The 22,040-nt window shown below is 39.1% G+C and carries 25 protein-coding genes; 19 read left to right on the forward strand and 6 right to left on the reverse strand.

Translation table 11 applies throughout. The features are described 5' to 3' along the window. The first annotated feature begins 2 nt into the window (after positions 1-2). Complete coding sequence (locus ZA06_RS10230; RefSeq protein WP_053977377.1) at positions 3-953, forward strand: GSCFA domain-containing protein; 951 nt, start codon at positions 3-5, stop codon at positions 951-953. 107 nt (positions 954-1,060) lie between these two features. Here ZA06_RS10230 and ZA06_RS10235 read toward each other — a convergent pair whose 3' ends face one another. The 3 genes from ZA06_RS10235 to ZA06_RS10245 all read right to left on the reverse strand — a co-directional run bounded on the left by ZA06_RS10235 (position 1,061) and on the right by ZA06_RS10245 (position 3,262). Then, positions 1,061-1,375 (reverse strand): rhodanese-like domain-containing protein, encoded by a 315-nt coding sequence (locus tag ZA06_RS10235; protein WP_053977378.1) that lies wholly within the window; start codon positions 1,373-1,375, stop codon positions 1,061-1,063. A gap of 402 nt (positions 1,376-1,777) precedes the next feature. Next, positions 1,778-2,233 (reverse strand): pantetheine-phosphate adenylyltransferase, encoded by a 456-nt coding sequence (gene coaD, locus ZA06_RS10240; RefSeq protein ID WP_053977379.1) that lies wholly within the window; start codon positions 2,231-2,233, stop codon positions 1,778-1,780. A gap of 42 nt (positions 2,234-2,275) precedes the next feature. Further along, positions 2,276-3,262, reverse strand: coding sequence for a D-alanine--D-alanine ligase (locus ZA06_RS10245; protein WP_053977380.1), 987 nt, complete (start codon positions 3,260-3,262; stop codon positions 2,276-2,278). Positions 3,263-3,411: 149 nt separating this feature from the next. Between ZA06_RS10245 and ZA06_RS10250 the strand changes: the two genes are divergently transcribed. The 4 genes from ZA06_RS10250 to yaaA all read left to right on the forward strand — a co-directional run bounded on the left by ZA06_RS10250 (position 3,412) and on the right by yaaA (position 6,318). Then, positions 3,412-3,969, forward strand: a complete 558-nt coding sequence (locus tag ZA06_RS10250) for a PASTA domain-containing protein (RefSeq protein ID WP_053977381.1) — start codon at positions 3,412-3,414, stop codon at positions 3,967-3,969. Positions 3,970-3,975: 6 nt separating this feature from the next. Further along, the gene (locus ZA06_RS10255) at positions 3,976-5,022 is read left to right on the forward strand and encodes an RluA family pseudouridine synthase (RefSeq protein ID WP_053977382.1); all 1,047 of its coding nucleotides are present in this window, start codon (positions 3,976-3,978) and stop codon (positions 5,020-5,022) included. 66 nt (positions 5,023-5,088) lie between these two features. Then, the gene (locus tag ZA06_RS10260; protein WP_168155216.1) at positions 5,089-5,457 is read left to right on the forward strand and encodes a VOC family protein; all 369 of its coding nucleotides are present in this window, start codon (positions 5,089-5,091) and stop codon (positions 5,455-5,457) included. 102 nt (positions 5,458-5,559) lie between these two features. Further along, positions 5,560-6,318, forward strand: coding sequence for a peroxide stress protein YaaA (gene yaaA, locus ZA06_RS10265; protein WP_053977383.1), 759 nt, complete (start codon positions 5,560-5,562; stop codon positions 6,316-6,318). Between the two features lies 1 nt (position 6,319). On the opposite strand, the gene ZA06_RS16785 is transcribed toward yaaA, so the two are convergent. After that, entirely contained in the window at positions 6,320-6,451 is a 132-nt protein-coding gene (locus tag ZA06_RS16785; protein WP_082332004.1) for a 30S ribosomal protein THX, read from the reverse strand. 66 nt (positions 6,452-6,517) lie between these two features. Here ZA06_RS16785 and ZA06_RS10270 point away from each other — a divergent pair, with 66 nt between their 5' ends. The 3 genes from ZA06_RS10270 to ZA06_RS10280 all read left to right on the forward strand — a co-directional run bounded on the left by ZA06_RS10270 (position 6,518) and on the right by ZA06_RS10280 (position 8,842). After that, positions 6,518-7,186 carry a uracil-DNA glycosylase family protein gene (locus ZA06_RS10270; RefSeq protein WP_053977384.1) on the forward strand — a complete coding sequence of 223 codons (669 nt, stop codon included), beginning with the start codon at positions 6,518-6,520 and terminating at the stop codon, positions 7,184-7,186. Between the two features lie 118 nt (positions 7,187-7,304). Continuing rightward, complete coding sequence (locus tag ZA06_RS10275) at positions 7,305-8,609, forward strand: DEAD/DEAH box helicase (protein ID WP_053977385.1); 1,305 nt, start codon at positions 7,305-7,307, stop codon at positions 8,607-8,609. 11 nt (positions 8,610-8,620) lie between these two features. Then, positions 8,621-8,842 (forward strand): VF530 family protein, encoded by a 222-nt coding sequence (locus ZA06_RS10280; RefSeq protein ID WP_053977386.1) that lies wholly within the window; start codon positions 8,621-8,623, stop codon positions 8,840-8,842. Between the two features lie 14 nt (positions 8,843-8,856). Here ZA06_RS10280 and ZA06_RS10285 read toward each other — a convergent pair whose 3' ends face one another. Next, on the reverse strand, positions 8,857-9,555 hold the full coding sequence (locus ZA06_RS10285) for a class I SAM-dependent methyltransferase (protein ID WP_053977387.1): 699 nt from the start codon (positions 9,553-9,555) through the stop codon (positions 8,857-8,859). A gap of 63 nt (positions 9,556-9,618) precedes the next feature. Here ZA06_RS10285 and ZA06_RS10290 point away from each other — a divergent pair, with 63 nt between their 5' ends. The 3 genes from ZA06_RS10290 (at position 9,619) to ZA06_RS10300 (ending at position 11,890) form a co-directional block, all read left to right on the forward strand. Further along, on the forward strand, positions 9,619-10,113 hold the full coding sequence (locus tag ZA06_RS10290; protein ID WP_053977388.1) for a YkgJ family cysteine cluster protein: 495 nt from the start codon (positions 9,619-9,621) through the stop codon (positions 10,111-10,113). 66 nt (positions 10,114-10,179) lie between these two features. Next, positions 10,180-11,025, forward strand: coding sequence for a sterol desaturase family protein (locus ZA06_RS10295; RefSeq protein ID WP_053977389.1), 846 nt, complete (start codon positions 10,180-10,182; stop codon positions 11,023-11,025). Next, on the forward strand, positions 11,012-11,890 hold the full coding sequence (locus ZA06_RS10300; protein WP_240472239.1) for a glycerophosphodiester phosphodiesterase family protein: 879 nt from the start codon (positions 11,012-11,014) through the stop codon (positions 11,888-11,890). Before ZA06_RS10295 ends, ZA06_RS10300 begins: the two co-directional genes overlap by 14 nt. A 3-nt stretch (positions 11,891-11,893) precedes the next feature. Here the strand turns inward: ZA06_RS10300 and ZA06_RS10305 are convergent, their stop codons facing one another. Beyond that, a complete protein-coding gene (locus ZA06_RS10305; protein ID WP_053977390.1) occupies positions 11,894-13,141 on the reverse strand; it encodes an exo-beta-N-acetylmuramidase NamZ family protein in 1,248 nt (415 codons plus the stop codon). Positions 13,142-13,150: 9 nt separating this feature from the next. Here ZA06_RS10305 and ZA06_RS10310 point away from each other — a divergent pair, with 9 nt between their 5' ends. The 8 genes from ZA06_RS10310 to ZA06_RS10345 all read left to right on the forward strand — a co-directional run bounded on the left by ZA06_RS10310 (position 13,151) and on the right by ZA06_RS10345 (position 22,037). Then, entirely contained in the window at positions 13,151-14,389 is a 1,239-nt protein-coding gene (locus ZA06_RS10310; protein ID WP_053977391.1) for an ABC transporter permease, read from the forward strand. A gap of 59 nt (positions 14,390-14,448) precedes the next feature. Beyond that, positions 14,449-15,429, forward strand: coding sequence for a PLP-dependent cysteine synthase family protein (locus tag ZA06_RS10315; protein WP_053977392.1), 981 nt, complete (start codon positions 14,449-14,451; stop codon positions 15,427-15,429). A 71-nt stretch (positions 15,430-15,500) separates the two neighbouring features. After that, positions 15,501-16,772, forward strand: a complete 1,272-nt coding sequence (locus tag ZA06_RS10320) for a DUF2851 family protein (protein ID WP_053977393.1) — start codon at positions 15,501-15,503, stop codon at positions 16,770-16,772. Positions 16,773-16,868: 96 nt separating this feature from the next. Then, on the forward strand, positions 16,869-18,095 hold the full coding sequence (locus tag ZA06_RS10325; RefSeq protein WP_205625708.1) for a S8 family serine peptidase: 1,227 nt from the start codon (positions 16,869-16,871) through the stop codon (positions 18,093-18,095). Positions 18,096-18,173: 78 nt separating this feature from the next. Further along, complete coding sequence (locus tag ZA06_RS10330; RefSeq protein WP_053977394.1) at positions 18,174-18,401, forward strand: PspC domain-containing protein; 228 nt, start codon at positions 18,174-18,176, stop codon at positions 18,399-18,401. Between the two features lie 3 nt (positions 18,402-18,404). Further along, complete coding sequence (locus ZA06_RS10335; RefSeq protein ID WP_053977395.1) at positions 18,405-19,427, forward strand: potassium channel family protein; 1,023 nt, start codon at positions 18,405-18,407, stop codon at positions 19,425-19,427. Positions 19,428-19,533: 106 nt separating this feature from the next. Continuing rightward, entirely contained in the window at positions 19,534-21,159 is a 1,626-nt protein-coding gene (locus tag ZA06_RS10340; RefSeq protein ID WP_053977396.1) for an alanine/glycine:cation symporter family protein, read from the forward strand. Positions 21,160-21,170: 11 nt separating this feature from the next. Continuing rightward, positions 21,171-22,037 (forward strand): ComEA family DNA-binding protein, encoded by an 867-nt coding sequence (locus ZA06_RS10345; protein WP_053977397.1) that lies wholly within the window; start codon positions 21,171-21,173, stop codon positions 22,035-22,037. The last annotated feature ends 3 nt before the right edge of the window (positions 22,038-22,040 follow it).

Below are 22,040 nucleotides of genomic sequence, written 5' to 3' on the forward strand. Positions count from 1 at the left end.
ATATGAAACTACAAACAGAAATACCTTTAAAACCCCAACAGCACAATCTGATAGATTACAACTCTAGATTGATTCTGTTGGGGTCTTGTTTTGTTGAAAATATAGGGGAGAAGTTAGCGTATTATAAATTCCAGAATTCCTTAAATCCTTTTGGAATTCTGTTCCATCCTTTGGCAATTGAAAGTTTGCTGCTCAACGCTATTAATGACAAAGAATACACAGATGAAGATGTGTTTTTTCATAATGAGCAATGGCATTGTTATGCAGCACATTCCAAATTGAGTGCCTCTTCAAAGGACGATTTGTTACAAAATTTGAACCTAGCTATTCAACAAACAAAACAAGCTCTTGAAGTATCCTCTCATATTGTCATTACACTTGGAACCGCTTGGGTATACCGCTTGATAGAAAGTGATGAAGTGGTAGTCAATTGCCATAAGGTACCTCAAAAGAAATTTAGTAAAGAATTATTGTCAATAGATGCTATTGCTGAATCGTTGCAGGCAATGGTGGCTTTGGCTAAAAGTGTGAATCCAAAAGTGTCCGTTATTTTTACAGTGTCCCCTGTAAGACATTTAAAGGATGGCTTTGTAGAAAATACTCAAAGTAAGGCGCATTTGATAAGTGCGGTGCATCAAGTGGTAGAGCCAAGAAGGCAGACCTGCTATTTTCCTTCATATGAAATTTTGATGGATGAATTGCGCGATTACCGATTTTATGCAGAAGATATGGTGCATCCTAATCCTACAGCTATCAACTATGTGTGGGAGCGGTTTAAGAAGGTGTGGTTGGATGACAGTACAGGAGCCACAATGAAGACTGTAGATACGGTTCAAAAAGGAATGTTGCACCGGCCTTTCAATCCAAATTCGGAAGCACATCAAGGGTTTTTAAAGGTTCTTAAAGAAAAAAAGGAAGAACTTGTGGCTCAGTATCCTTTTATGGAATTTTAAATGGTTTTGAAAAATACATAATAAAAAAAAGCCCGAGTCAATCATCCCTCGGGCTTTTCCATCAATCAAAATCATTTATCAAACATGTAATCAATCAAGTTTTCTTTTTATACAAGGTCCAATTTTCTGCTCAAGTTCAACCAGCCTCCACCGTTGACAACTTCAATACCATGACTTTTTAAAACACTTGCCGCAGAACCAGAACGCATACCACTAGCGCAACAGGTAATAATTGGTTTGTTTAGTTTTTTGATGTCCTTAACTTTGGTAGCTATTTGAGGTAGCGGGATGTTTTTAGATCCTGGAATGGCACCGCCATTGTATTCTCCAACGCTTCTTACATCAATAATTATTGCTCCATTTTCATAAAGCGATTTTAATTCATCAGATTTATTTCCGAATAGCATATCTAGTATTCCCATAATCATATTTGTTTTGTGCAAAGTAACGCATAGTTTTTCATCGAGAAGGTAACTAAGGTTACATCAGTTGCTTGAAAATGAAAATATTACAAGATGCGTTTTGATGTGTAATATTCTCTTATCGAGAGAATTGTATGGCTTTTAAAATGCGTTTATTGGGAGAATTAACCAATTTTATCGGTGAACTGCAATATTCGATTTGTAGGATTACGCTTAATCTTTTTTAATTGCTTCTCGTCGAAAAAACTTAAGGTTGAGGGGATTATGTTATATATTAGTATTGCTATTAATCAATTTTTTAAAAAGGCGTCAGTTATACTTTTTGCGTGGCAAGAATGATCTGATGCTTTTTTTTGTTCCAAATCCAAAACCAACCAGCTAAATTTTTTTAAGTGTATTTGGTTACTTCAGTTTCACGCTGTCTGGTACCAAAACTGTGTAATCTCCATGATTTCTAATGACGTCTCTTACAATAGATGAAGAGATGAAGGAGGTTCTTGCCGAAGTAAGTAAAAATACCGTTTCTATTCTCGAAAGTTTTCTATTGGTATGGGCAATGGCCTTTTCAAATTCAAAATCGGCTGGGTTGCGAAGGCCTCTCAAAATAAATTGCGCATCTATTTCTTTTGAAAAATCAATCGTGAGACCTTCATAGGTAACTACTTTTACTTTTGGCTCGTCTTTAAAAGCTTCCTCAATAAACTGCTTGCGTTCTTCCAGTGAAAACATATAGGACTTATCGGAATTGATTCCTATGGCTACGACTACTTCGTCAAAAAGTTTGACACCTCTTAGAATAATGTCGTAGTGTCCAAGGGTAATTGGATCAAAAGAACCAGGGAAAATTGCGCGTCTCATTACAGTTGTTAAGCGGTTACAGCATCAAAGATACTTAATAATTTAAGAGTGTTGGGTTTTAAGGCTTTCCTCAATGGCATTTTCAAACAGTTCGCCTAAGCTGATACCTGCGACAGCGGCTTGTTGCGGCAAGATACTGGCTTTGGTAAGGCCTGGCACTGTGTTGACTTCCAAAAGGTGTGGTTCTCCGTCTTTAAAGATATATTCACTTCGACTAAAGCCTTTCATCTTCAGAATTTCGTATACTTTTTTGGCTAGGGTTCGTACTTTTTCGGCCTGTTCTTCCGATAGGCGGGCCGGGGTAATTTCCTGAGATTCGCCAAGATATTTGGCTTTGTAGTCAAAAAAGTCGTTGTTGCTAACTATTTCGGTAATAGGAAGTACGGTAACCTCACCTTTATAGGTAATCACTCCAACAGATACTTCAGTACCATCCAAAAAGGATTCAATGATAACTTCATCATCTTCCTTAAAGGCAACTTCAAGCGCGTTTTGGAATTCCTTTTTTTTGTACACTTTGCTCACCCCAAAGCTACTACCTGCTTTATTGGCCTTTACAAAGCAGGGAAGCCCAACCTTGGCTATTATTTCATCTTCATTTACAGAGTCTCCTTGATTGAGGTAATAGGAGGTGGCGGTTTTAATTCCGTAAGGTTTTAGGGTGCTAAGGCAGTCTCGTTTGTTAAAGGTAAGGGCTGCTTGGTACATGCCACAACTTGTATGTGGAATTTTCAACAACTCCAAATACCCTTGCATATAGCCATCTTCTCCAGGGGTGCCATGAATGGCATTGAACACACAATCAAACTGGATTTTTTTTCCTTCAACCATTATGCTGAAGTCATTTTTATCCACAGGAAATTCCGTGTTGTTTTCGTCAACATACATCCATTTGTCCTTAAAGATGTGGATGCGGTAAGCCGTGTAAAGTTCTGGGTTCAAGGTTTCGTAAACCACTTGACCACTCTTAAGGGATATTTCATATTCGCTGGAATATCCGCCCATTATAATGGCAATATGTTTCTTCATGATAGTACCCCGAAGGGAAGGAAATTCTTTATAAATAATCTTTAAACGCTCATAGAACGTATGTAATATTAGGAAAGCTAAATTAGCATATTAAAGGAAAAGAAAAAACCTTTGAGTTTTATATATTTGCCCTAACTTAAAATCATTACATGAGTCTTGTAAAGTTTCTTACCAGTAAAGTTTTTTTAAAACAATTAGCACTAGCCTTAGCCGTAATATTTTTGATGTGTTTTTTAATCTTGCAATGGTTGAAAAGTACCACCAATCACGGTGAATTTATTGAAGTACCTGAGTTGAAGGGGAAAACTTTGGAGACTGTTGAGATCCAATTGAATGATCGCAGTTTGCGTATGGAAATTCAGGATTCGGCCAATTACAATCCAGATTACCCAAAATATTCGGTAATTGAACAATATCCATTGGCAGGTACACAGGTAAAGGAAAACCGAAAGATTTATGTAATATTGAACCCATCTGGTTACCGTAAGGTCGCTGTGCCGGATATTGTAAGACGTACGTTTCGTCAAGCCAAACCTACTTTGGAAGCTTTAGGGTTTGAAGTTGGAAAGATTAGGTATGTGGACGATTTGGGTAAAGATGAAGTAATTGATGTAGAATTTGAGGGACAACCTCTTAAAGCAGGAGACATGTTGCCATTGACTTCCAAGATTGACTTGGTGTTGGGTAACGGAAACAGGGCAGAATAAAAGATTATGACAGACCAATATACGCCTATAGACGAGAATGATGATGAGTTGTATGAGCACCACGCGTTTACTGTAAAAACTGGCCAACAACCTCTTCGCATCGATAAATATTTGATGAATTTTATTGAGAATGCCACTCGTAATAAAATTCAATCTGCCGCGAAAAATGGGAATATTCACGTCAACGATGTGCCTGTAAAAGCCAATTACAAAGTGAAGCCTTTAGATAGGATTCGTGTGTTGTTTGAGTATCCTCCCTATGAGGAACTTTTAACACCAGAGAACATTCCTTTGGATATTGTATTTGAAGACGATCAGCTGTTGGTTGTCAATAAACCTGCTGGTTTGGTAGTGCATCCTGGGCATGGGAATTATTCGGGGACTTTAATCAATGCCCTTATTTATCATTTTGAAAACTTGCCAAACAATTCCAGTAACCGTCCTGGATTGGTTCACCGCATCGATAAAGACACCAGTGGTTTGTTGGTCGTGGCCAAGACAGAAGAGGCTATGGCTCATTTAACGAAGCAATTTTTTGACAAAACCAGTGAGCGTGAATATGTCGCTTTGGTTTGGGGAAATGTGGAAGAAGATGAAGGCACTATTGAGGGTAATATTGGTAGACATCCGAAAAACCGTTTACAGAATACAGTTTTTGAAGGAGAGGATGAAGACAAGGGAAAACCAGCGGTAACCCATTATAAAGTGTTGGAGCGTTTCGGCTATGTAACCTTGATTTCCTGTAAGTTGGAAACAGGCCGTACTCACCAAATTCGTGTGCATATGAAACACATTGGGCACACCCTTTTTAATGACGAACGCTATGGTGGCGAACGTATTTTGAAAGGGACTACATTCACAAAATACAAACAGTTTGTAGAAAACTGTTTTAAGGTGCTTCCTAGGCAGGCTTTGCATGCTAAAACGCTGGGTTTTAGTCATCCAACGACTGGGGAGTTCATGCATTTCAATGCTGAAACTCCAGAAGATATGCTTCAATGTATTGAAAAATGGAGGGTTTATGCCAAACACCAAAATTTGGATATTGAATAGGTTCCTTCGGTAAATTAATAGATCTTTTTTAGTAAATTCATAGGGTAATTCAAACCAATTATCCGTATGAAATTGTATAACCTTGTGCCAATGCTGTATACTGAAGATGTGGAAGCCACAATTCAGTTTTATACAAGTCAATTGGGCTTTGTTTGTGATGCCTTTGACGAGGCCACAAAATGGGCCTCCATACACCGGGACGGTGTAGAATTGATTCTTACCAAACCAAATGATATGGTGCCCTTCAATAAAGCTGAGTTTACGGGGTCTTTTTACATAAGGACGGTAAACGTAGATACACTTTGGCAAACGGTTAAAGACAATGTAGAGGTATGCTATCCCATAGATAATTTCCAGTGCAGTATGCGCGAATTTGCCATTTACGACAACAACGGTTATGTATTGCAGTTTGGGGAGGAATTGACACTAAACTAATGCTTATAATTACTTTTGCTTATACTATTATAGAAAATATAAAATCCCAAAATTGAAAAATAGATATGGTAATTGTAATTTTGGGACAACAAAAACCAAAGCATGAAATTAGTTATATCACCTGCAAAATCATTAGACCTTGAAAGTCAACTGCCTACGCGACAATTCACAGAAGCCTGTTTCCTGAAACAAGCAGAACGCCTAAACAAATTATTGAAGAAGAAATCGGCTAAAAGCTTATCTCAGCTGATGAAGATTTCCGATAATTTAGGTCAGTTGAATTATGAGCGTAACCAAGAATGGGAATTACCGTTTACAGTTGAGAACGCAAGACCGTCGGTGTATGCTTTTAGCGGTGATGTATACAGAGGATTGGATGCCTATACCATTCCTCAGGATAAAATAGAAAAACTTCAAAATACGGTTCGCATTCTTTCGGGATTGTACGGAATTTTAAAGCCTTTGGATTTAATGCAGCCTTATCGTTTGGAGATGGGTACAAAATTTCCTGTAGGTAAGAACAAAAACCTATACGAATTCTGGAAGAAGGAAATCACTCAAGCTTTGAATGATGAATTAGAAGAGGGTGAATTGTTTGTAAATCTTGCCAGCAACGAATATTTTAAGGCCATTGATACCAAAGCTCTAAAAGTGCCTGTAATTACTTGTACATTCAAGGATTTCAAAAATGGAGAATACAAAATGATCATGACCTTTGCAAAATTGGCCAGAGGGTACATGACGCGTTACATTATCGATACCGATGCCAAGACCTTGGATGATTTAAAAGGCTTCAATTATGAAGGCTATGGGTATAGTGAAGCCATGTCATTTGAAACTGAATTGGTATTCACCAGATAGGCTAACCCCTGGCTTTTTTGTTTACATTGATTTTATCCTCGGTTTTTTGACGTTTCTTGATTTTAGGACGCAGGACACCGTGGGTGCCTCGATGGATTTTGCCTCGTTTGGTTTTCAGGTCACCTTTTCCCATAATATTCAGATTTTAAGGTTAATGGATTTTCTTTTATATTACAATAAAAACCTCTGAAAAGCAAATTTGTTTCTGCACCAGCATCCATACCCACCGTTCATTTTCGAAGATACTACCAAGCTCATTGTAGGCACGTTGCCGCCACCACGCTTTTCCATGGGTGAGTTGTTGGAAAAGGATGTTGATTTTTGTTACGGCAGTTATTACAACTCTTTGTGGTTGTATATAGATGCGATTCATAATTTGAATCTTCGTTATGACAATTCCCGTGCAGCTGTAGAAGAGCGCAAGCAGTTCTTGCATAAACACAAAATAGGGGTTTGCGATATAGTGGAAAGTGCCCAACGGGAAAAAATAGACGCTTCAGATTTGGGTATGACCAATATCAAATTGAGGGATGTAATTGGCTATCTACAAAAATATCCCAATATCAACACATTATTGTTTACAGGAGGCAATAGCAAGAACGGCCCAGAATATTTCTTCAGAAGGCATTGCAAGGAATACGGTATTAAACTACAGCCTGTAGAAACCGAAGTGCCACGCATCCATTCATTTCAATTAAAAGATAAAAATGAAGAAGTTCGGGAGATTAAGACGGTTTCCTTGACTTCAGCATCGGGATCGGCCAACAGAGCTATTGGGAGTATGCCTCTTTATCAACAACTCAAAGCTAAAAATCCAGACTTTACCACTTTCGATTTTAGGGTGCTGCAGTATCGCGAGTTTTTTTAGGATTTATATTCTTTACCAAATTCTTGTAGAGGAATAGCATTGTAAAAATTAGCGTACCTTTGCGGCTTGTTAAAAAGAATGACGCTACACTATAGATTGTCATTTCCAAACAATTTATATGTCATTTAAAGCACTCGGGCTAACAGAAGCCATCTTAAAAGCGGTAGATAAAAAAGGGTATACCGAACCGTCTCCAATTCAACAAAAAGCAATTCCATCCATTTTAGAAGGGAAAGATGTCTTGGCATCGGCACAAACCGGAACCGGAAAAACCGCAGGGTTTACTTTGCCAATGTTACACTTATTGTCTCAAGAGGCTCCTTTAAGAAATCGCCCAATTCGTGCCTTGGTGTTGACGCCTACGCGGGAATTGGCGGCTCAAGTACATGACAACGTGAAGGAGTATAGCACGTTTCTTGATATTAAATCTGCAGTTATTTTTGGAGGGGTTAACCAAAATCCACAAGTGGCAACCTTAAGAAAAGGAGTTGACGTATTGATTGCTACTCCAGGGAGATTGATGGACTTGCACAATCAAAAGTTGTTGTCTTTGGCTAAAGTGGAATTCTTTGTATTGGATGAAGCTGACCGAATGTTGGACATGGGGTTTTTACGCGATATTGAAAAAATCATGAAAATGATTCCTGCCAAGCGTCAAAACTTATTGTTTTCGGCTACCTTTTCCAAGGACATCAAAAAGCTGGCCCATAGTATTTTGAGCCATCCTGTTCAAGTGGAGGCAACCCCTGAAAATTCAACAGCCGAAGCGATTAATCAAAAAGTCTATCGCGTTGCCAAAGGCAAAAAAACAGGCTTGATCATAAAGTTGATTAGTGAAGGCAACTGGAAACAGGTCTTGGTCTTTACTCGTACCAAGCATGGCGCCAACAAACTTACCAAAAAGATGATCTCTAGTGGCATTACGGCAGCGGCAATCCACGGCAATAAAAGTCAAGGTGCCCGTACCAAAGCTTTGGCAGGCTTTAAGGATGGAAGCATCAATGTGTTGGTGGCAACGGATATTGCTGCCCGCGGATTGGACATTCCTTTATTGCCGCATGTGGTGAATTTTGAACTGCCCAACATTTCTGAAGATTATGTACATCGTATAGGAAGAACTGGTAGAGCTGGTGCTAGTGGTGAAGCCATTTCTTTGGTAAGCGCCGATGAAACCACCTATTTGAAGGATATAGAAAAGTTGGTGGGAGAGAAGATTCCTGTGGAAATATTGGAAGGCTTCGAGCCTGATCCCAATGCGTCTACAGAGCCCATAAAACCAGGGCAAGGGAATAGAAATCAGAAATCACGCCGACCAAAAACTGGCCAAGCGAATTCTAAAAGTGAAGGATCAAAGAATACCACATCCAAAAATAAAAAGCCAAAACGTTATAGAGGAAGACGATCTAACGAGCCTCGTAACTAATTTTTGAAATCATGGAGCAGCCCAATAACCCATTACACGGCATCACCTTAAAACAAATGGTGACTGAACTTCACGAACATTATGGTTGGGAGTACATGGGGTATATGGTCAATATTCGCTGCTTTACACATAATCCTTCCATTAAATCCAGTTTGACATTCCTTAGACGAACACCTTGGGCTAGGACTAAAGTGGAGGAATTGTATTTGGAAATGTTGCAGAATAGGAGATAAAGCTTTGAATATGATTACAGGCTAAGCCTTGCCAAATAATCAAAGTGGGCTCCTTCCTTTACGAGTTCACATTTTAGTCCAACAGAAGTGCAGGCAGTGTAGAGCGTATTGAAGTCAAGGTACAGCCATTTCATTGGAAGTTCTTCTTCTCCTTTATAGCTTAAAAAGTAATCCAGTTCGCCGTAATAATTGGCATTGGTGTCAATCCACAAACCACCATCTTCGTCTTCATACATGTATTTGATATCTGAAGAGTCGATTAAAATTTGCCCATTTGGATTCAATAGGGACTTTAAATGGTTTAGGTAGGTAGCTACTTGGGAAAGTTCTTGGAAGATTCCAGTGCCGTTCATCAAAAGCAAAATGGTATCGAATGTTTGGGCTTCTTCCAGAACGGGAAGAACTTCAGCATTTATAACACCTCTATCTTTGGCAACGGTAACGGCTCCTTCAGAAATATCGATGGCTTTAACTTTTAGTCCTTTTTCCTGTAAATACAGACTATGGCTGCCTGCACCGCAACCTACATCCAAGACCTTTCCTTTGGCAAGTTGAAGTGCCTTTTGTTCCAATTTGGGCATGTCCTTATAACTTCTAAAAAGATAGGGAAGCGGCAGTTCATCTTCCTCCGAAATATTGGTAGAGGTTTTCAAATCTTCCGTGTAATTACCTTGGTGGTAATCCAAAAGGGCTTGTCCAAATAAATCTTTCATGGCAGTACTGTTAATAGTTGGGTGCTTGGTGATGGTATCTTAGGAGTTTCTTATTTTTGCAGCATGGAAGACATCATCAAAAATCTACCAAAACAGGCCAAAGATAAACATAAGGAAAACAAAACCTTCTTTGCCAAGCTTAAAAAAAAACCACCTAAGCAATTGGACTATATCATGCAGGAGTTGCACGAGGAAGAGTTTCAGCGTACCAATTGTTTGGAATGTGCCAATTGCTGCAAAACTACGGGACCTTTGTTTACGGATAAGGATGTGGATAGGATTGCAAAGCATTTCCGTATGAAACCATCCAAATTTATCGATGAATTTTTAAGGGTAGATGAGGATAATGACTACGTGTTGCAAAGTGTGCCTTGTACGTTTTTGGGAGCAGACAATTATTGTTCGATTTATGAAGTAAGGCCCAAAGCTTGCAGGGAATATCCTCATACCGATAGAAAAAAGTTTCAGCAAATCTCCAATCTCACGTTAAAGAACGTGGCCATTTGCCCAGCGGCTTTCAATATTGTGGAAGAAATGAAAAAGCGTATTAAGCTTTAGGCGATTCTCAACAAAAGGAAGTTTAGGAGAACGCATTTTTAGTATCTTTAGTCAAAACTTTTCTCCTTGGAATCTATTATTGATTACTTCGAAACCATCCCTTCGCTCCACCGAAGCATTATTTTGGTTGGAGGGATTGCCTTTTTTTGGATGTTGGAGGGCGCTGCGCCTTTATTTCAATTCAAGTACCACAAATGGCGACATGCCATCCCCAATTTGTTTTTTACGTTAACTACGGCTTTGGTCAATTTATTTTTGGCCTTTTTGTTGTTCAAAACAGCCAATTGGGTCCAAGAGCATAACTTCGGAATTCTGAATTGGCTGCCAGAGATGCCGCTTTGGTTGTATGCGCTTTTGGGAGTGTTGTTGCTGGATTTCTTTGGTGCCTATTTGGCTCATTATGTAGAACACAAAGTAAAACCCTTGTGGATGGTGCATCTCGTTCACCACACCGACCATAATGTTGATACCACTACGGCCAACCGTCACCATCCCATAGAAAGTGTCATTCGGTTTGTGTTTACCTTGTTTGGGGTGGTGGTCATTGGTACTCCCATTGCTTTGGTGTTTATTTACCAATCGCTTTCGGTGGTGTTTACCCAATGGACACATGCTAATATTAAAATGCCCAAACGTTTGGATACATTCTTAAGTTATTTTTTTGTGTCTCCAGATATGCATAAGGTCCACCACCATTATATGTTGCCTTATACGGATTCCAATTATGGAAATATTTTTTCTATTTGGGACCGTTTGTTAGGGACTTATATGGAGTTGGATAGAGATAAATTGGTGTACGGCGTGGATGTATTTCCAAATGAAGAGGAGAATGGCAATTTGGGAAATTTGTTGACACAACCTTTTCAGAAATATAAAAAGCCCACAATTTTACCAGTCAATGAAGATTTATAAAGCCGCATGTTATTTCTTACTTATCGCAATTATGACCAATTGTAATTCCAAACAGTTTATCTGGGTGCAGGGCCACAGAGGCTGCAGGGGGATGCTTCCCGAAAATTCACTGCCAGCATTTCAAAGAGCCGTAGAGGTTGGTGTGCAAACTTTGGAAATGGATGTGGTGGTGTCCAAGGACCGAAAGGTCGTGGTGTCCCATGAGCCTTTTATCAGTAGGTTTTATTGTTTGGATCCCTTTAGCAATGAAATTCCCCTTGTAGATGATATGGCATATAACCTTTATGAAATGACCTATGATTCCATAAGGCAATTCGATTGTGGGAGCAAACAACATCCAAGATTTCCGGAGCAACAAAATATGCGAACTTTTAAGCCGCTTATGACAGAAGTGTTTGATTTGGCGGATAGTTTAAATAAGCATATTGCCTATAATATTGAGTTGAAAGCAAGACCGGATTATGATGTGCTGTACACTCCAGAGCCAGCAGATTTTGTGCAATTGGTGTTGACGGATATTGAAGAAAAGCAGGTGTTTGAGCGTTGCAACTTACAGTCCTTTGACGTGAGAATTCTAGAAGAAGTGAAAAAACAAGCGCCCGAAATGTCCGTCGCGCTTTTGGTAGATGAAACGGAATCCATTGAAGAGAAACTTAAAGAACTCAGTTTTCAACCAGAAATCATCAGTCCGTATTTTGAACTTCTTTCAGCGGAAACTGTAGCTAATTATCAAGCTTTGGGCTATAAAATCATTCCGTGGACGGTTAATGAAACCGCCCACATCCAAAGAATGATTGATTATAGGGTCAACAGTATTATTACTGATTATCCGTTACGTGCGCTTCAACTTTTAAATCGGGAATAGTCCTTACTTATAAATAAGATAAGGCTGGCGCATTTGGTCGTAGGCTTTTAGACCACGCACCCAAGTTTTTTTGATTTCGTCTGCCGTGTGGCGCTTTTCAATTTGCTTTTGTAAGGTTTTGGTTCCTGCCAATTTGGTGAAAAAGTCGTTGAAAAAGATAGGTTTATCTATCGTGTTTTGGTAGGCATTAATCAAATAATTCAAATCTAAACGCGCTAAGGTTGGAGAGTCACTTAGGTTTTCCCCATAGCATAACATCCCTTTATGCTTAGGTTGTTTGGAGCCAGCATTGGGTTGTGGTAAAAACTTAAATGTGTATATGCTTTTATCTAAATATGGACTTCCGTAGATTTCGAATGGTTTAGGAGTCCCACGTCCAGCACTTACATTGGTGCCCTCAAAAAAGCAAAGACTAGGGTATAGGTTAATGGCTTTATCGGAAGGTAAGTTTGGAGACGGCGCAATGGGAAGACTATAGCTTCTTTGATGGGCATAATTCTGAACCGGAATTACCGCCAAATCACACGTAACTCCATTGTCCAGCCAATGTTCGCCATTGATCATTTTGGCATATTCCCCAATGGTCATTCCGTGTACCACCGGTACAGGGTGCATGCCTACAAAACTTTTGTATTCCTTTTCTAAAATAGGGCCGTCTATATAATGTCCGTTAGGGTTAGGGCGATCCAAAATCAGCACAGGGATGTTTTGTTCGGCACAAGCTTCCATGACATAATGTAAGGTTGAGATGTAGGTGTAAAAGCGAGCCCCCACATCTTGGATGTCAAATATCACTAAATCTAAACCTTCCAATTGAGTTGCTGATGGCTTTTTGTTGCTTCCATAAAGAGAAATGATTGGTAATTTGGTTTTGGAATCGATGCCGTCTTTTACATGTTCTCCGGCATCGGCAGTGCCTCTAAAACCATGCTCGGGTGCAAATACTTTTACAACATTTGTTTTTAAGGCAACTAAAGAATCCACCAAATGGGTGTAACCTTTTTTATGAAAGATCACAGAGGTTTGATTGGCCACAATCCCAATTTTTTTTCCTTGTAATAAAGGTAAGTAGGCTTCGGTTTGGTTGGCGCCAACTGCAATGGGAGCATCAAGGTCAACTTCCTTGGAGGTATAACTAAAGTCTGAAAAATTGGAAGCGTTGGCACCAGCTTCGGAAGTGGCAATGTTTCCACATGAAAACGCTATTAAAACAAATAATAAAACTGTATTTTTGAAAACGGTTAATCGCATAAAAGTATTTTGAATTACGAATTTTTCTTAGCTAAACGCATTATTGGCAGTAAAGCGTATAAAAGTAGTGTTTCGGCCCCAATTATAAAAATTGGCATTACCGCCATAGCCATAGGAATAATAGTTATGCTTATTGCCGTGGCCACTGGGTTGGGCCTTCAAAAAAAGATACGCGATAAAGTTGTGGCCTTTAATGGGCACGTCACCATTTCCAACTATGATACCAATGTCTCTGATGAGTCAGAAATACCGGTATCTTTAAATCAAGAGTTTTATCCCGAATTTAAAGGAATAGAGGGCATTTCGCATGTACAAGGCGTGGCCAAGAAGTTTGGGGTCATCCGCACCGAAACCGATTTTGAAGGGGTGGTGTTGAAAGGTGTAGGGCAGGATTACAATTGGAAATATATCCAGGATTTTTTAGTTGAAGGACGTTTGCCAGAATTTGGTGAGCAGATGGGGAATGAGGTGTTGATATCTCAATACATTGCCAATAGGTTAAAGTTTGAGGTAGGAGATTCTTTTCAGATGGTGTTTGGAAAGGAGGATGCCAATCAAATTCCAAATATCAGAAAGTTTACGGTGGTAGGAATTTATAATTCCGGGTTTCAGGATTTTGACAAGACCTTTATTATTGGTGACTTGAAGCAGGTTCAAAGGCTTAACAAATGGCAATCAGATCAAGTTGGAAATTTTGAGGTATTTATTGATGATTTTGATAAAATTGAAGAAAAGGGACTAGAGATTTATGAGGCAACACCTTCCAACCTTAATGCGGAAACCATTACCGAGAAATACATTTCAATTTTTGAATGGATAAATATTTTCGACAATAATACCTATGGGGTTATTGGAATCATGATTATCGTGGCGGGGATCAATATGATTACGGCGCTCTTGGTATTGATTTTGGAACGTACTCAAATGATAGGTATTCTAAAAGCTTTAGGAAGTTCCAATTGGAGCATTCGAAAAGTGTTTCTCTACAACGCTACATACCTAGTAGGTTTGGGATTATTCTGGGGAAATTTAATTGGGCTGTCACTTTTGGCTATCCAATATTATTTTGGTGTTTTGCAATTCCCAAACCCTGAACAATACTATATGACGACCATTCCAGTTTACGTGAGTTTTAAAAATATATTGTTGTTGAATATAGGTTGCTTCTTGGCCTGTATGCTCATGTTGTTGGTGCCTTCATATATTGTTACTAGAATTTCTCCAGTCAAAGCCATCAGGTTCGAATAATTAGAAGAAGGTGACATCTTTAACTTTTGCCATTTGTTTATTTATGGTAATTTTAAAGCATGGACTACGCAGAAAATATCTTAGGAACCATTGGGAACACCCCTATGGTGAAACTCAATAAACTTACCGCAGAATTGCCTTGTTTGGTATTGGCGAAATACGAAACATTCAACCCGGGAAATTCTGTAAAGGACCGAATGGCCTTAACGATGATAGAAGATGCCGAAGCAGATGGAAGACTGCAGCCTGGAGGCACTATTATTGAAGGAACTTCCGGAAATACAGGAATGGGATTGGCACTAGCAGCCATTGTAAAAGGTTACAAATGTATTTTTGTCATCAACGACAAACAGTCCAAGGAAAAAATGGATGTACTTAGGGCGATGGGAGCAGAAGTAGTAGTGTGCCCAACAGCTGTGGCTCCTGACGATCCCCAAAGTTATTATTCCGTAGCGAAGAGGTTGGCAAAGGAAATTCCAAATTCGTGGTATGTCAATCAATATGATAATCCTAGTAATACCAAAGCACATTACGAAAGTACAGGACCTGAAATCTGGAAACAGACGGATGGGAAAGTAACCCATTTTGTGGTGGGAGTAGGTACTGGAGGAACAATCTCAGGTGTAGGGCGTTATTTAAAGGAGCAAAATCCCAATATTAAGGTCTGGGGAATTGATACCTATGGCAGTGTTTTTAAAAAATATCATGAAACGGGTATTTTTGATGAGAAGGAAATCTATCCTTACGTCACAGAAGGAATAGGGGAAGATATTCTACCAAAAAATGTAGACTTTAGTATTATTGATGGATTTACCAAAGTCACCGATAAGGATGCAGCCATTTACACCCAATTATTGGCAAAAGAAGAAGGAATGTTTCTCGGGAATTCTGCTGGAGCAGCCGTAAAAGGACTGCTACAGTTGAAGGAGCATTTTACCAAGGATGATGTGGTAGTGGTACTGTTTCATGACCATGGAAGCCGCTATGTGGGGAAAATGTACAATAATGACTGGATGAGGAAAATGGGGTATATTGAGTAAAGAATGTAAGATTATTTTCTTGTGTTTGTTTTTCAGAGTGTTGCGTTGTAAATATTTCTTATTTTTAAGAGATGCAAGAAGATTTTCTACATTATCTCTGGAAATATAAAATCCGCAAGGCACAGAACCTGAAAATCACTTCCGGGGAAACTGTGGCCCCATTGCATGTAGGGCAGCATAATACAGATTCCGGCCCCGATTTTTTCAATGCACAGATTAAAATTGGGGAGCAGTTGTGGGCGGGTAATGTTGAGGTGCATGTAAAATCTTCCGATTGGTATGTACATGGACATGAACAGGACCAAGCTTACGACAATGTGATTTTACATGTGGTATGGGAACATGATACCGAAATTTTCAGAAAAGATAATTCCGAAATTCCCACTTTGCAATTAAAGGACACAGTAGACAAAATGTTGCTGAACACCTATTCCGAACTATATTCCAAAGGGAATAAATGGATTTATTGTGAAGACAATCTGTCCAAAATTGATCGGTTTGTTTTAAACAATTGGTTGGAGCGTCTATATATAGAACGTTTGGAGCAGAAGCACCAAACTATTGAGAAATTGCTTTCAAATTCCAAAAATGATTGGGAGGCTGTATTGTTCAAAATGTTGGCCAAAAACTTTGGATTGAAAGTCAATGGCGACGCATTTTTCAGTTTGGCACTGTCAGTTGATTTTTCCGTAGTCAGAAAATTGCAGAGCAACCAATTTGGATTGGAAGCACTTTTCTTTGGGCAGTGCGGTTGGTTGGACAGTGAATTGGAAGATGTTTACTATTTGAAACTTCAAAATGAGTATGGATTTCTGAAGCGGAAATTTCAGCTTTCCAATGTGTCTGTTTTAGCACCGCAATTTTTTAGGTTGCGGCCACCAAATTTTCCGACTATCAGATTATCGCAGTTGGCAAGTCTATATGCAAATGAAAAGCAATTGTTTTCAAAACTTATGGAACTCAACTCCCTTGAAGATTATTATAAGGTTTTGGATTGTGAAACGTCACTGTATTGGGAAACCCACTATTCTTTTGGCAAAAGCTCCAAGCCGTCTAAAAAACGATTGACCAAAACCTTCGTCGACTTACTTCTTATCAATACTATTATCCCAATAAAATTTGCCCATTGCAAAGCCAATGGAAAGGAGATTGATAATGTGGTGCAATTGGCGCAACAGATTCATGCAGAAAGTAATAGTTTGCTTTCTGCCTTTGCCAATTTGGGGATAAAATGTCAAAACGCGCTACAATCCCAAGCCTTAATTCAGTTAAAGAGGAACTATTGTGAAAGGCAAAAGTGTCTTGACTGTGCGATTGGCGCCAATATTCTACAGTTGGTCTAATAGCTTAATGTTTTAAGAATTTATTTTCTTCGTTTTCGGCTTAAAAATTTAAATTGTTAAATAAATTAACATTTGAATGAATAAAAATTAAAAAAGATGGAGCTAAAATCAATTATTAAGTATTCTTTAATGGGGACTTTAGGTTTGACAATTTTTAATTGTCAACCAGATTCAACCGATCAAGTAGATGAAGAAATAGAAACGGTGTCTTTTATGGAGTCAAAAGTGATTCCTGGAAGTTATATTGTAGTGTATAATAACGCCAACCAAAGAATGGCACCTTTGCCAAAGGTGAAAACACTTCAGGAATATACCTCGCAAATGAATGGGTTAAAACGTTCGTTTTTAAATGAGTTTGAAGCAATAGGGTTGGAGGATTCCAATATTACTGCAACCTTTGGCCATGCTGTAAATGGTTTTGCTGCCAATTTATCTGAAGCCCAATTACAAAATTTACAGAACGATCCAAGAGTTTTGAGGATTGAGCAAAATTTCACCATGAGCATTTCTCCCTATAAAGGAAAACCAGGAGGAGGAAATACAGGGACTAGCGATACACAACAAATACCTTACGGAACTACTAGAGTTGGTGGTGGAAACACAGCTTCAAGCCATACGGCATGGGTTATTGATTCGGGTATAGATTTGGACCATCCCGATTTGAACGTGGATGTTTCTAGAAGTGTCTCGTTCTTATCTGGTTCTGGGGCAAACAGTGCCGATGATCAAAATGGTCATGGAACCCATGTGGCAGGAACCATTGCAGCTTTGGATAATAATTTTGGTTCTGTAGGTGTTGCACCTGGGACAACGGTTGTGGCGGTTCGTGTATTGGACCGTCGCGGAAGTGGCAGTTTGTCAGGAGTTATTGCGGGTGTGGATTATGTTAAGGCTGAAGGAGAAGCAGGTGATGTTGCCAATATGAGTTTGGGCGGAGGTGTATCTCAGATTTTGGATAATGCGGTTATTGCGGCAGCAGCAGAATCGGGTGTGAAGTTTGTGTTGGCGGCAGGAAATGAATCAAACAATGCCGATAGTCATTCACCAGCAAGAGCCAATGGAGCTAATATCTATACCATTTCGGCTATGGATTCTGATGATAATTGGGCGTACTTTTCAAACTACGGCAATCCTCCAGTAGATTATTGTGCGCCTGGAGTAGGTGTTTATTCTACATGGAAAAATGGTGGTTATAATAGCATAAGCGGAACTTCCATGGCGGCACCACATGCAGCAGGAGTTTTATTGTTAGGTAATCCTTCCGCAGATGGAACCGTTAACGGTGATCCAGATGGGAATGCAGATGCTATAATTCATCTCTAAACGGAATATATAGTTTTAAAAAGCCACTTTTTCGAAAGTGGCTTTTTTTTGTAATTTAAAATCATCAAATTTGTTTTAATGAATATATTCTACAAGATATTACTGCATTTTCAGAAACACGGCTATTATGTGTGTCAACGTATTGCCGACCGTTTGGGGATTAGGGCCAAAGTGGTAAGGACGTCCTTTATTTACTTGACCTTTGTAACCCTTGGTTTTGGTTTTGCCCTGTATTTGATTCTTTCCTTTTTAATGCGTGTCAAGGACTTACTCTATACCAAACGTTCTTCGGTTTTTGATCTATAATATATGAACAGCACCTTACTTCGTCTTTCCAAATCCAAAACAACCATCGCTATATTGCTGTTGGCTTTTTTGGTCTTTTCGGGAATGATTGGGTTTAGAATCATTTCTGGTTATAATTGGATTGATGCCCTCTACATGACGGTTATTACCATTACTACGGTGGGGTTTGGAGAGGTGCGTCCGTTGGATGATCAATCCAAAATTTTTACGGTGTTTTTGATTTTGACGAGCATAGTAATTGTGGGGTATGTAATAAGTGTATTGACAGAGTATTTGCTAAGCCAAAATAGTTTTGAAGAATTAAAACAAAAGAATATGCAAAAGCGAATTGACCAACTTCAGGACCATATCATTATATGTGGGTATGGCCGAAACGGGACACAGGCGGCCAAAAAGTTGATAGCGTACAATAAGCCATTTGTAGTCGTTGAGCAGAATAAGGAACTTATTGATAAGTTTGAAAGTGAACTGGTAAATTTCATTCACGGGAATGCCAATGAAGATGAGGTGCTCCACAGGGCAGGTATTAATAGAGCAAGCACGTTGATTTCGGCGTTGCCAAATGATGCCGATAATTTGTTTGTGGTACTTTCCGCGAGGCAAATTAATAAGAACTTGAGAATCATTAGTAGGGCTTCACAGGAGACAACCTATAATAAATTGAAATTGGCAGGGGCAGACAATGTCATTCTTCCCGATAAAATTGGAGGGGACCATATGGCTTCCTTGGTCGTGGTTCCAGATTTGATTGAGTTTATAGACAACCTTTCCATCGTAGGAAGGTCGCATGTGAATATTGAAGAAATTGAAGTGGCAAAGCTTTGCAGTGATGCCGATGAAAAGACCATTCGAGATTTGGATTTGCGCAATAAAACGGGATGCAATATCATCGGGTTTAAAAATGGCGCCGGGGAATATATTGTAAATCCAGAGGCTGAAATGAAGTTGGGAGTTAACTCCAAGATCATTGTTTTAGGGCGTCCGGAGCAGATTCAAAAACTGAATTCGGTCTACAATATCAGGTAGTTAATTTTTGATTTTAACAACCAAGGCTTTATTAGTTCAATTTTTTTTAGCATCTTGGCGACCCTAACAATAATTAATTAAGAAATAACTAAATTTAAAATTCCATATGAAGAAATATCTTCTATCGTTACTTTCAGTTTTATTACCAATTTTAACTTTTGCCCAAGAGTCAACTTCCGAAAAAATCGATGCCTTTTTTAAGGACTATACCGGATGGTTTGTAGAGTGGATTTTCAAGGAAATTCCCTTTTCAGAGACCTACAGTATTCCGTGGGTGCTTATTGTGTTGATAGGAGGTGCTATATATTTTACCGTTTATTTCAAATTCATAAATATTACAGGTTTCCGTACGGCAATTAGAGTGGTACAGGGGAAATATGAAGATATCGAAAAGCATGGAGCCGATACTTTGTATGGGGATGTGACGCCTAACGATCATGAAAATATCATTGAAACCTTAAGGGATGATAGTGCGGAAGGAGAAGTGTCCCACTTCCAGGCCCTTACAGCTGCACTTTCTGCCACTGTAGGTTTGGGAAATATTGCTGGTGTGGCCGTAGCCTTGTCTATCGGTGGTCCAGGGGCAACCTTTTGGATGATTATGGCTGGACTTTTAGGGATGGCTTCTAAATTTGCAGAATGTACCTTAGGGGTGAAGTATAGAGACGTTGGAAAAGATGGAACCGTTTACGGAGGACCAATGTACTACTTGACGAAAGGTCTTAAGGAAAAAGGAATGGCTGGCTTTGGAAAGATATTGGCAGTTTTATTTGCTGTATTTGTAATTGGTGGTTCTTTTGGAGGAGGAAACATGTTCCAAGCCAATCAAGCGGCAGCTCAATTTATTAAGTTGTTTGAATTGCAAGACGTTTCCAATGCTGGTATGTACTTTGGTATTGTAATGGCGGTTATTGTAGCCGTAGTGATTATTGGAGGAATCAAAAGAATTGCTTCTGTAACGGAAAAAATTGTACCGTTCATGGCTGGGATTTATGTGTTGGCAGCCTTGATTATTTTAGGAGCTAACTTCACACTTATCGATGATGCTTTTGCGTTGATTTATGATGGAGCCTTTTCAGGACTGGGAATCGCGGGAGGTCTTGTAGGAGTGATGATCCAAGGGATTCGTCGTGGTGCATTTTCCAATGAAGCAGGTGTTGGTTCGGCAGCTATTGCTCACTCGGCAGTAAGAACTAAGTATCCAGCCTCTGAAGGAATTGTAGCGCTTTTGGAACCATTTGTAGATACCGTGGTTATCTGTACTATGACTGCTTTGGTGATTGTAATTACTAATTTCAATGGGCAATTTATGGAATACGGAGTGCCAATTAAGGAAGGTGTAGAGTTAACAGCCATTGCGTTTGACTCTGTGATTCCTCATTTCTCTGTTGTGTTGACCTTAGCAGTAATCCTATTTGCATTTTCTACTATGATTTCTTGGTCTTACTACGGAATGCAAGGTTGGGTGTTTTTGTTTGGGAAAGGAAAAACATCAGATTTAGTATATAAGATTTTATTCTTGTTTTTTGTGGTTGTAGGATCGTCCATCAGCCTTGGAGCTGTTATTGATTTCTCCGACGCCATGATTTTTGCCATGGTAGTACCAAACATTATTGGTGTGGTAATCTTGGCTCCAATTATTCGTAGAGAGCTAGGGAAATATATGGAAGCCATCGAGGTGAAACATGATGCATTGGAAGAAGGTGCAAAGGATTTGACCGAGCATATGTAAAAACAAATCAAATGAAAAATATAAAATCCCATTTCGTGTTTACCAAACAACAACGGAATGGGATTTTGTCTTTATTGAGCCTAATTGTTATTCTTCAATTGGTGTATTTCTTTGTAGATTTTCCAAGGAAGGAAATTGATTTTGACAATGAAAGTCTTGAGAAATTTCAAAAGGAGATCGATTTTCTTAAAGCTGTTGAAATCGAAAAACGCCAACCAAAAATCTTTCCATTCAACCCAAACTTTATTACGGATTACAAAGGCTATACTTTAGGGATGAGCAATGAAGAAATTGACAGATTACTTCATTTTAGGGAACAAGGGAAATGGGTGAATTCCAAAGAGGAATTCCAACAGGTCACAATGGTTTCAGATTCATTGTTGAATGCTATGGCGCCTTATTTTAAATTCCCAGATTGGGTGACGAATACTTCTGAAGCAAAACCGAAATCCAATAAAGTAAATTCTCCAATAACAAAAATAGATTTAAATAAGGCGAGTCAAGAGGATTTAAGGAAAGTGAACGGTATTGGAGAAGTGCTTTCCAAACGGATCATGGATTATAGAAAAACATTGTCTTCAGGCTTTATATCGATGGTACAGTTGCAGGAGGTATATGGTCTGTCACCTGAGGTCATCGAGCGCATGTCCGAACTATTTTTTGTGAAGGAACCGGAGAATTTAAGTAAGGTAAAGTTGAACACAGCTTCCCGAGATGAGCTGGTGACCATTAAGTATATTGACTATGAAATTGCCCATAAAATCATTGAAGAACGGACGCTTCGAGAGGGGTTTAAATCGCTGGAGGAATTAACAAAAGTAAAAGACTTTCCGGTTCATCGGTTTGAGATAATTAAGCTATATTTGACGCTTAATTAACTC

The organism is Mangrovimonas xylaniphaga (genome assembly GCF_001280435.1).
Classification (GTDB): Bacteria; Bacteroidota; Bacteroidia; order Flavobacteriales; family Flavobacteriaceae; genus Mangrovimonas_A; species Mangrovimonas_A xylaniphaga.

What these genes read in the sequence shown, in the direction of transcription:
- ZA06_RS16785 (WP_082332004.1), bottom strand. Translation starts at nt 6,451, where the DNA reads ATGGGAAAAGGTGACCTGAAAACCAAACGAGGCAAAATCCATCGAGGC.
- ZA06_RS10325 (WP_205625708.1), top strand. Translation starts at nt 16,869, where the DNA reads ATGGAGCTAAAATCAATTATTAAGTATTCTTTAATGGGGACTTTAGGT.
- ZA06_RS10235 (WP_053977378.1), bottom strand. Translation starts at nt 1,375, where the DNA reads ATGGGAATACTAGATATGCTATTCGGAAATAAATCTGATGAATTAAAA.
- coaD (WP_053977379.1), bottom strand. Translation starts at nt 2,233, where the DNA reads ATGAGACGCGCAATTTTCCCTGGTTCTTTTGATCCAATTACCCTTGGA.
- ZA06_RS10230 (WP_053977377.1), top strand. Translation starts at nt 3, where the DNA reads ATGAAACTACAAACAGAAATACCTTTAAAACCCCAACAGCACAATCTG.
- ZA06_RS10255 (WP_053977382.1), top strand. Translation starts at nt 3,976, where the DNA reads ATGACAGACCAATATACGCCTATAGACGAGAATGATGATGAGTTGTAT.
- ZA06_RS10260 (WP_168155216.1), top strand. Translation starts at nt 5,089, where the DNA reads ATGAAATTGTATAACCTTGTGCCAATGCTGTATACTGAAGATGTGGAA.
- ZA06_RS10345 (WP_053977397.1), top strand. Translation starts at nt 21,171, where the DNA reads ATGAAAAATATAAAATCCCATTTCGTGTTTACCAAACAACAACGGAAT.
- ZA06_RS10300 (WP_240472239.1), top strand. Translation starts at nt 11,012, where the DNA reads ATGAAGATTTATAAAGCCGCATGTTATTTCTTACTTATCGCAATTATG.
- ZA06_RS10305 (WP_053977390.1), bottom strand. Translation starts at nt 13,141, where the DNA reads ATGCGATTAACCGTTTTCAAAAATACAGTTTTATTATTTGTTTTAATA.
- ZA06_RS10250 (WP_053977381.1), top strand. Translation starts at nt 3,412, where the DNA reads ATGAGTCTTGTAAAGTTTCTTACCAGTAAAGTTTTTTTAAAACAATTA.
- ZA06_RS10245 (WP_053977380.1), bottom strand. Translation starts at nt 3,262, where the DNA reads ATGAAGAAACATATTGCCATTATAATGGGCGGATATTCCAGCGAATAT.
- ZA06_RS10280 (WP_053977386.1), top strand. Translation starts at nt 8,621, where the DNA reads ATGGAGCAGCCCAATAACCCATTACACGGCATCACCTTAAAACAAATG.
- ZA06_RS10330 (WP_053977394.1), top strand. Translation starts at nt 18,174, where the DNA reads ATGAATATATTCTACAAGATATTACTGCATTTTCAGAAACACGGCTAT.
- ZA06_RS10335 (WP_053977395.1), top strand. Translation starts at nt 18,405, where the DNA reads ATGAACAGCACCTTACTTCGTCTTTCCAAATCCAAAACAACCATCGCT.
- ZA06_RS10340 (WP_053977396.1), top strand. Translation starts at nt 19,534, where the DNA reads ATGAAGAAATATCTTCTATCGTTACTTTCAGTTTTATTACCAATTTTA.
- ZA06_RS10275 (WP_053977385.1), top strand. Translation starts at nt 7,305, where the DNA reads ATGTCATTTAAAGCACTCGGGCTAACAGAAGCCATCTTAAAAGCGGTA.
- ZA06_RS10315 (WP_053977392.1), top strand. Translation starts at nt 14,449, where the DNA reads ATGGACTACGCAGAAAATATCTTAGGAACCATTGGGAACACCCCTATG.
- ZA06_RS10285 (WP_053977387.1), bottom strand. Translation starts at nt 9,555, where the DNA reads ATGAAAGATTTATTTGGACAAGCCCTTTTGGATTACCACCAAGGTAAT.
- ZA06_RS10290 (WP_053977388.1), top strand. Translation starts at nt 9,619, where the DNA reads ATGGAAGACATCATCAAAAATCTACCAAAACAGGCCAAAGATAAACAT.
- ZA06_RS10320 (WP_053977393.1), top strand. Translation starts at nt 15,501, where the DNA reads ATGCAAGAAGATTTTCTACATTATCTCTGGAAATATAAAATCCGCAAG.
- yaaA (WP_053977383.1), top strand. Translation starts at nt 5,560, where the DNA reads ATGAAATTAGTTATATCACCTGCAAAATCATTAGACCTTGAAAGTCAA.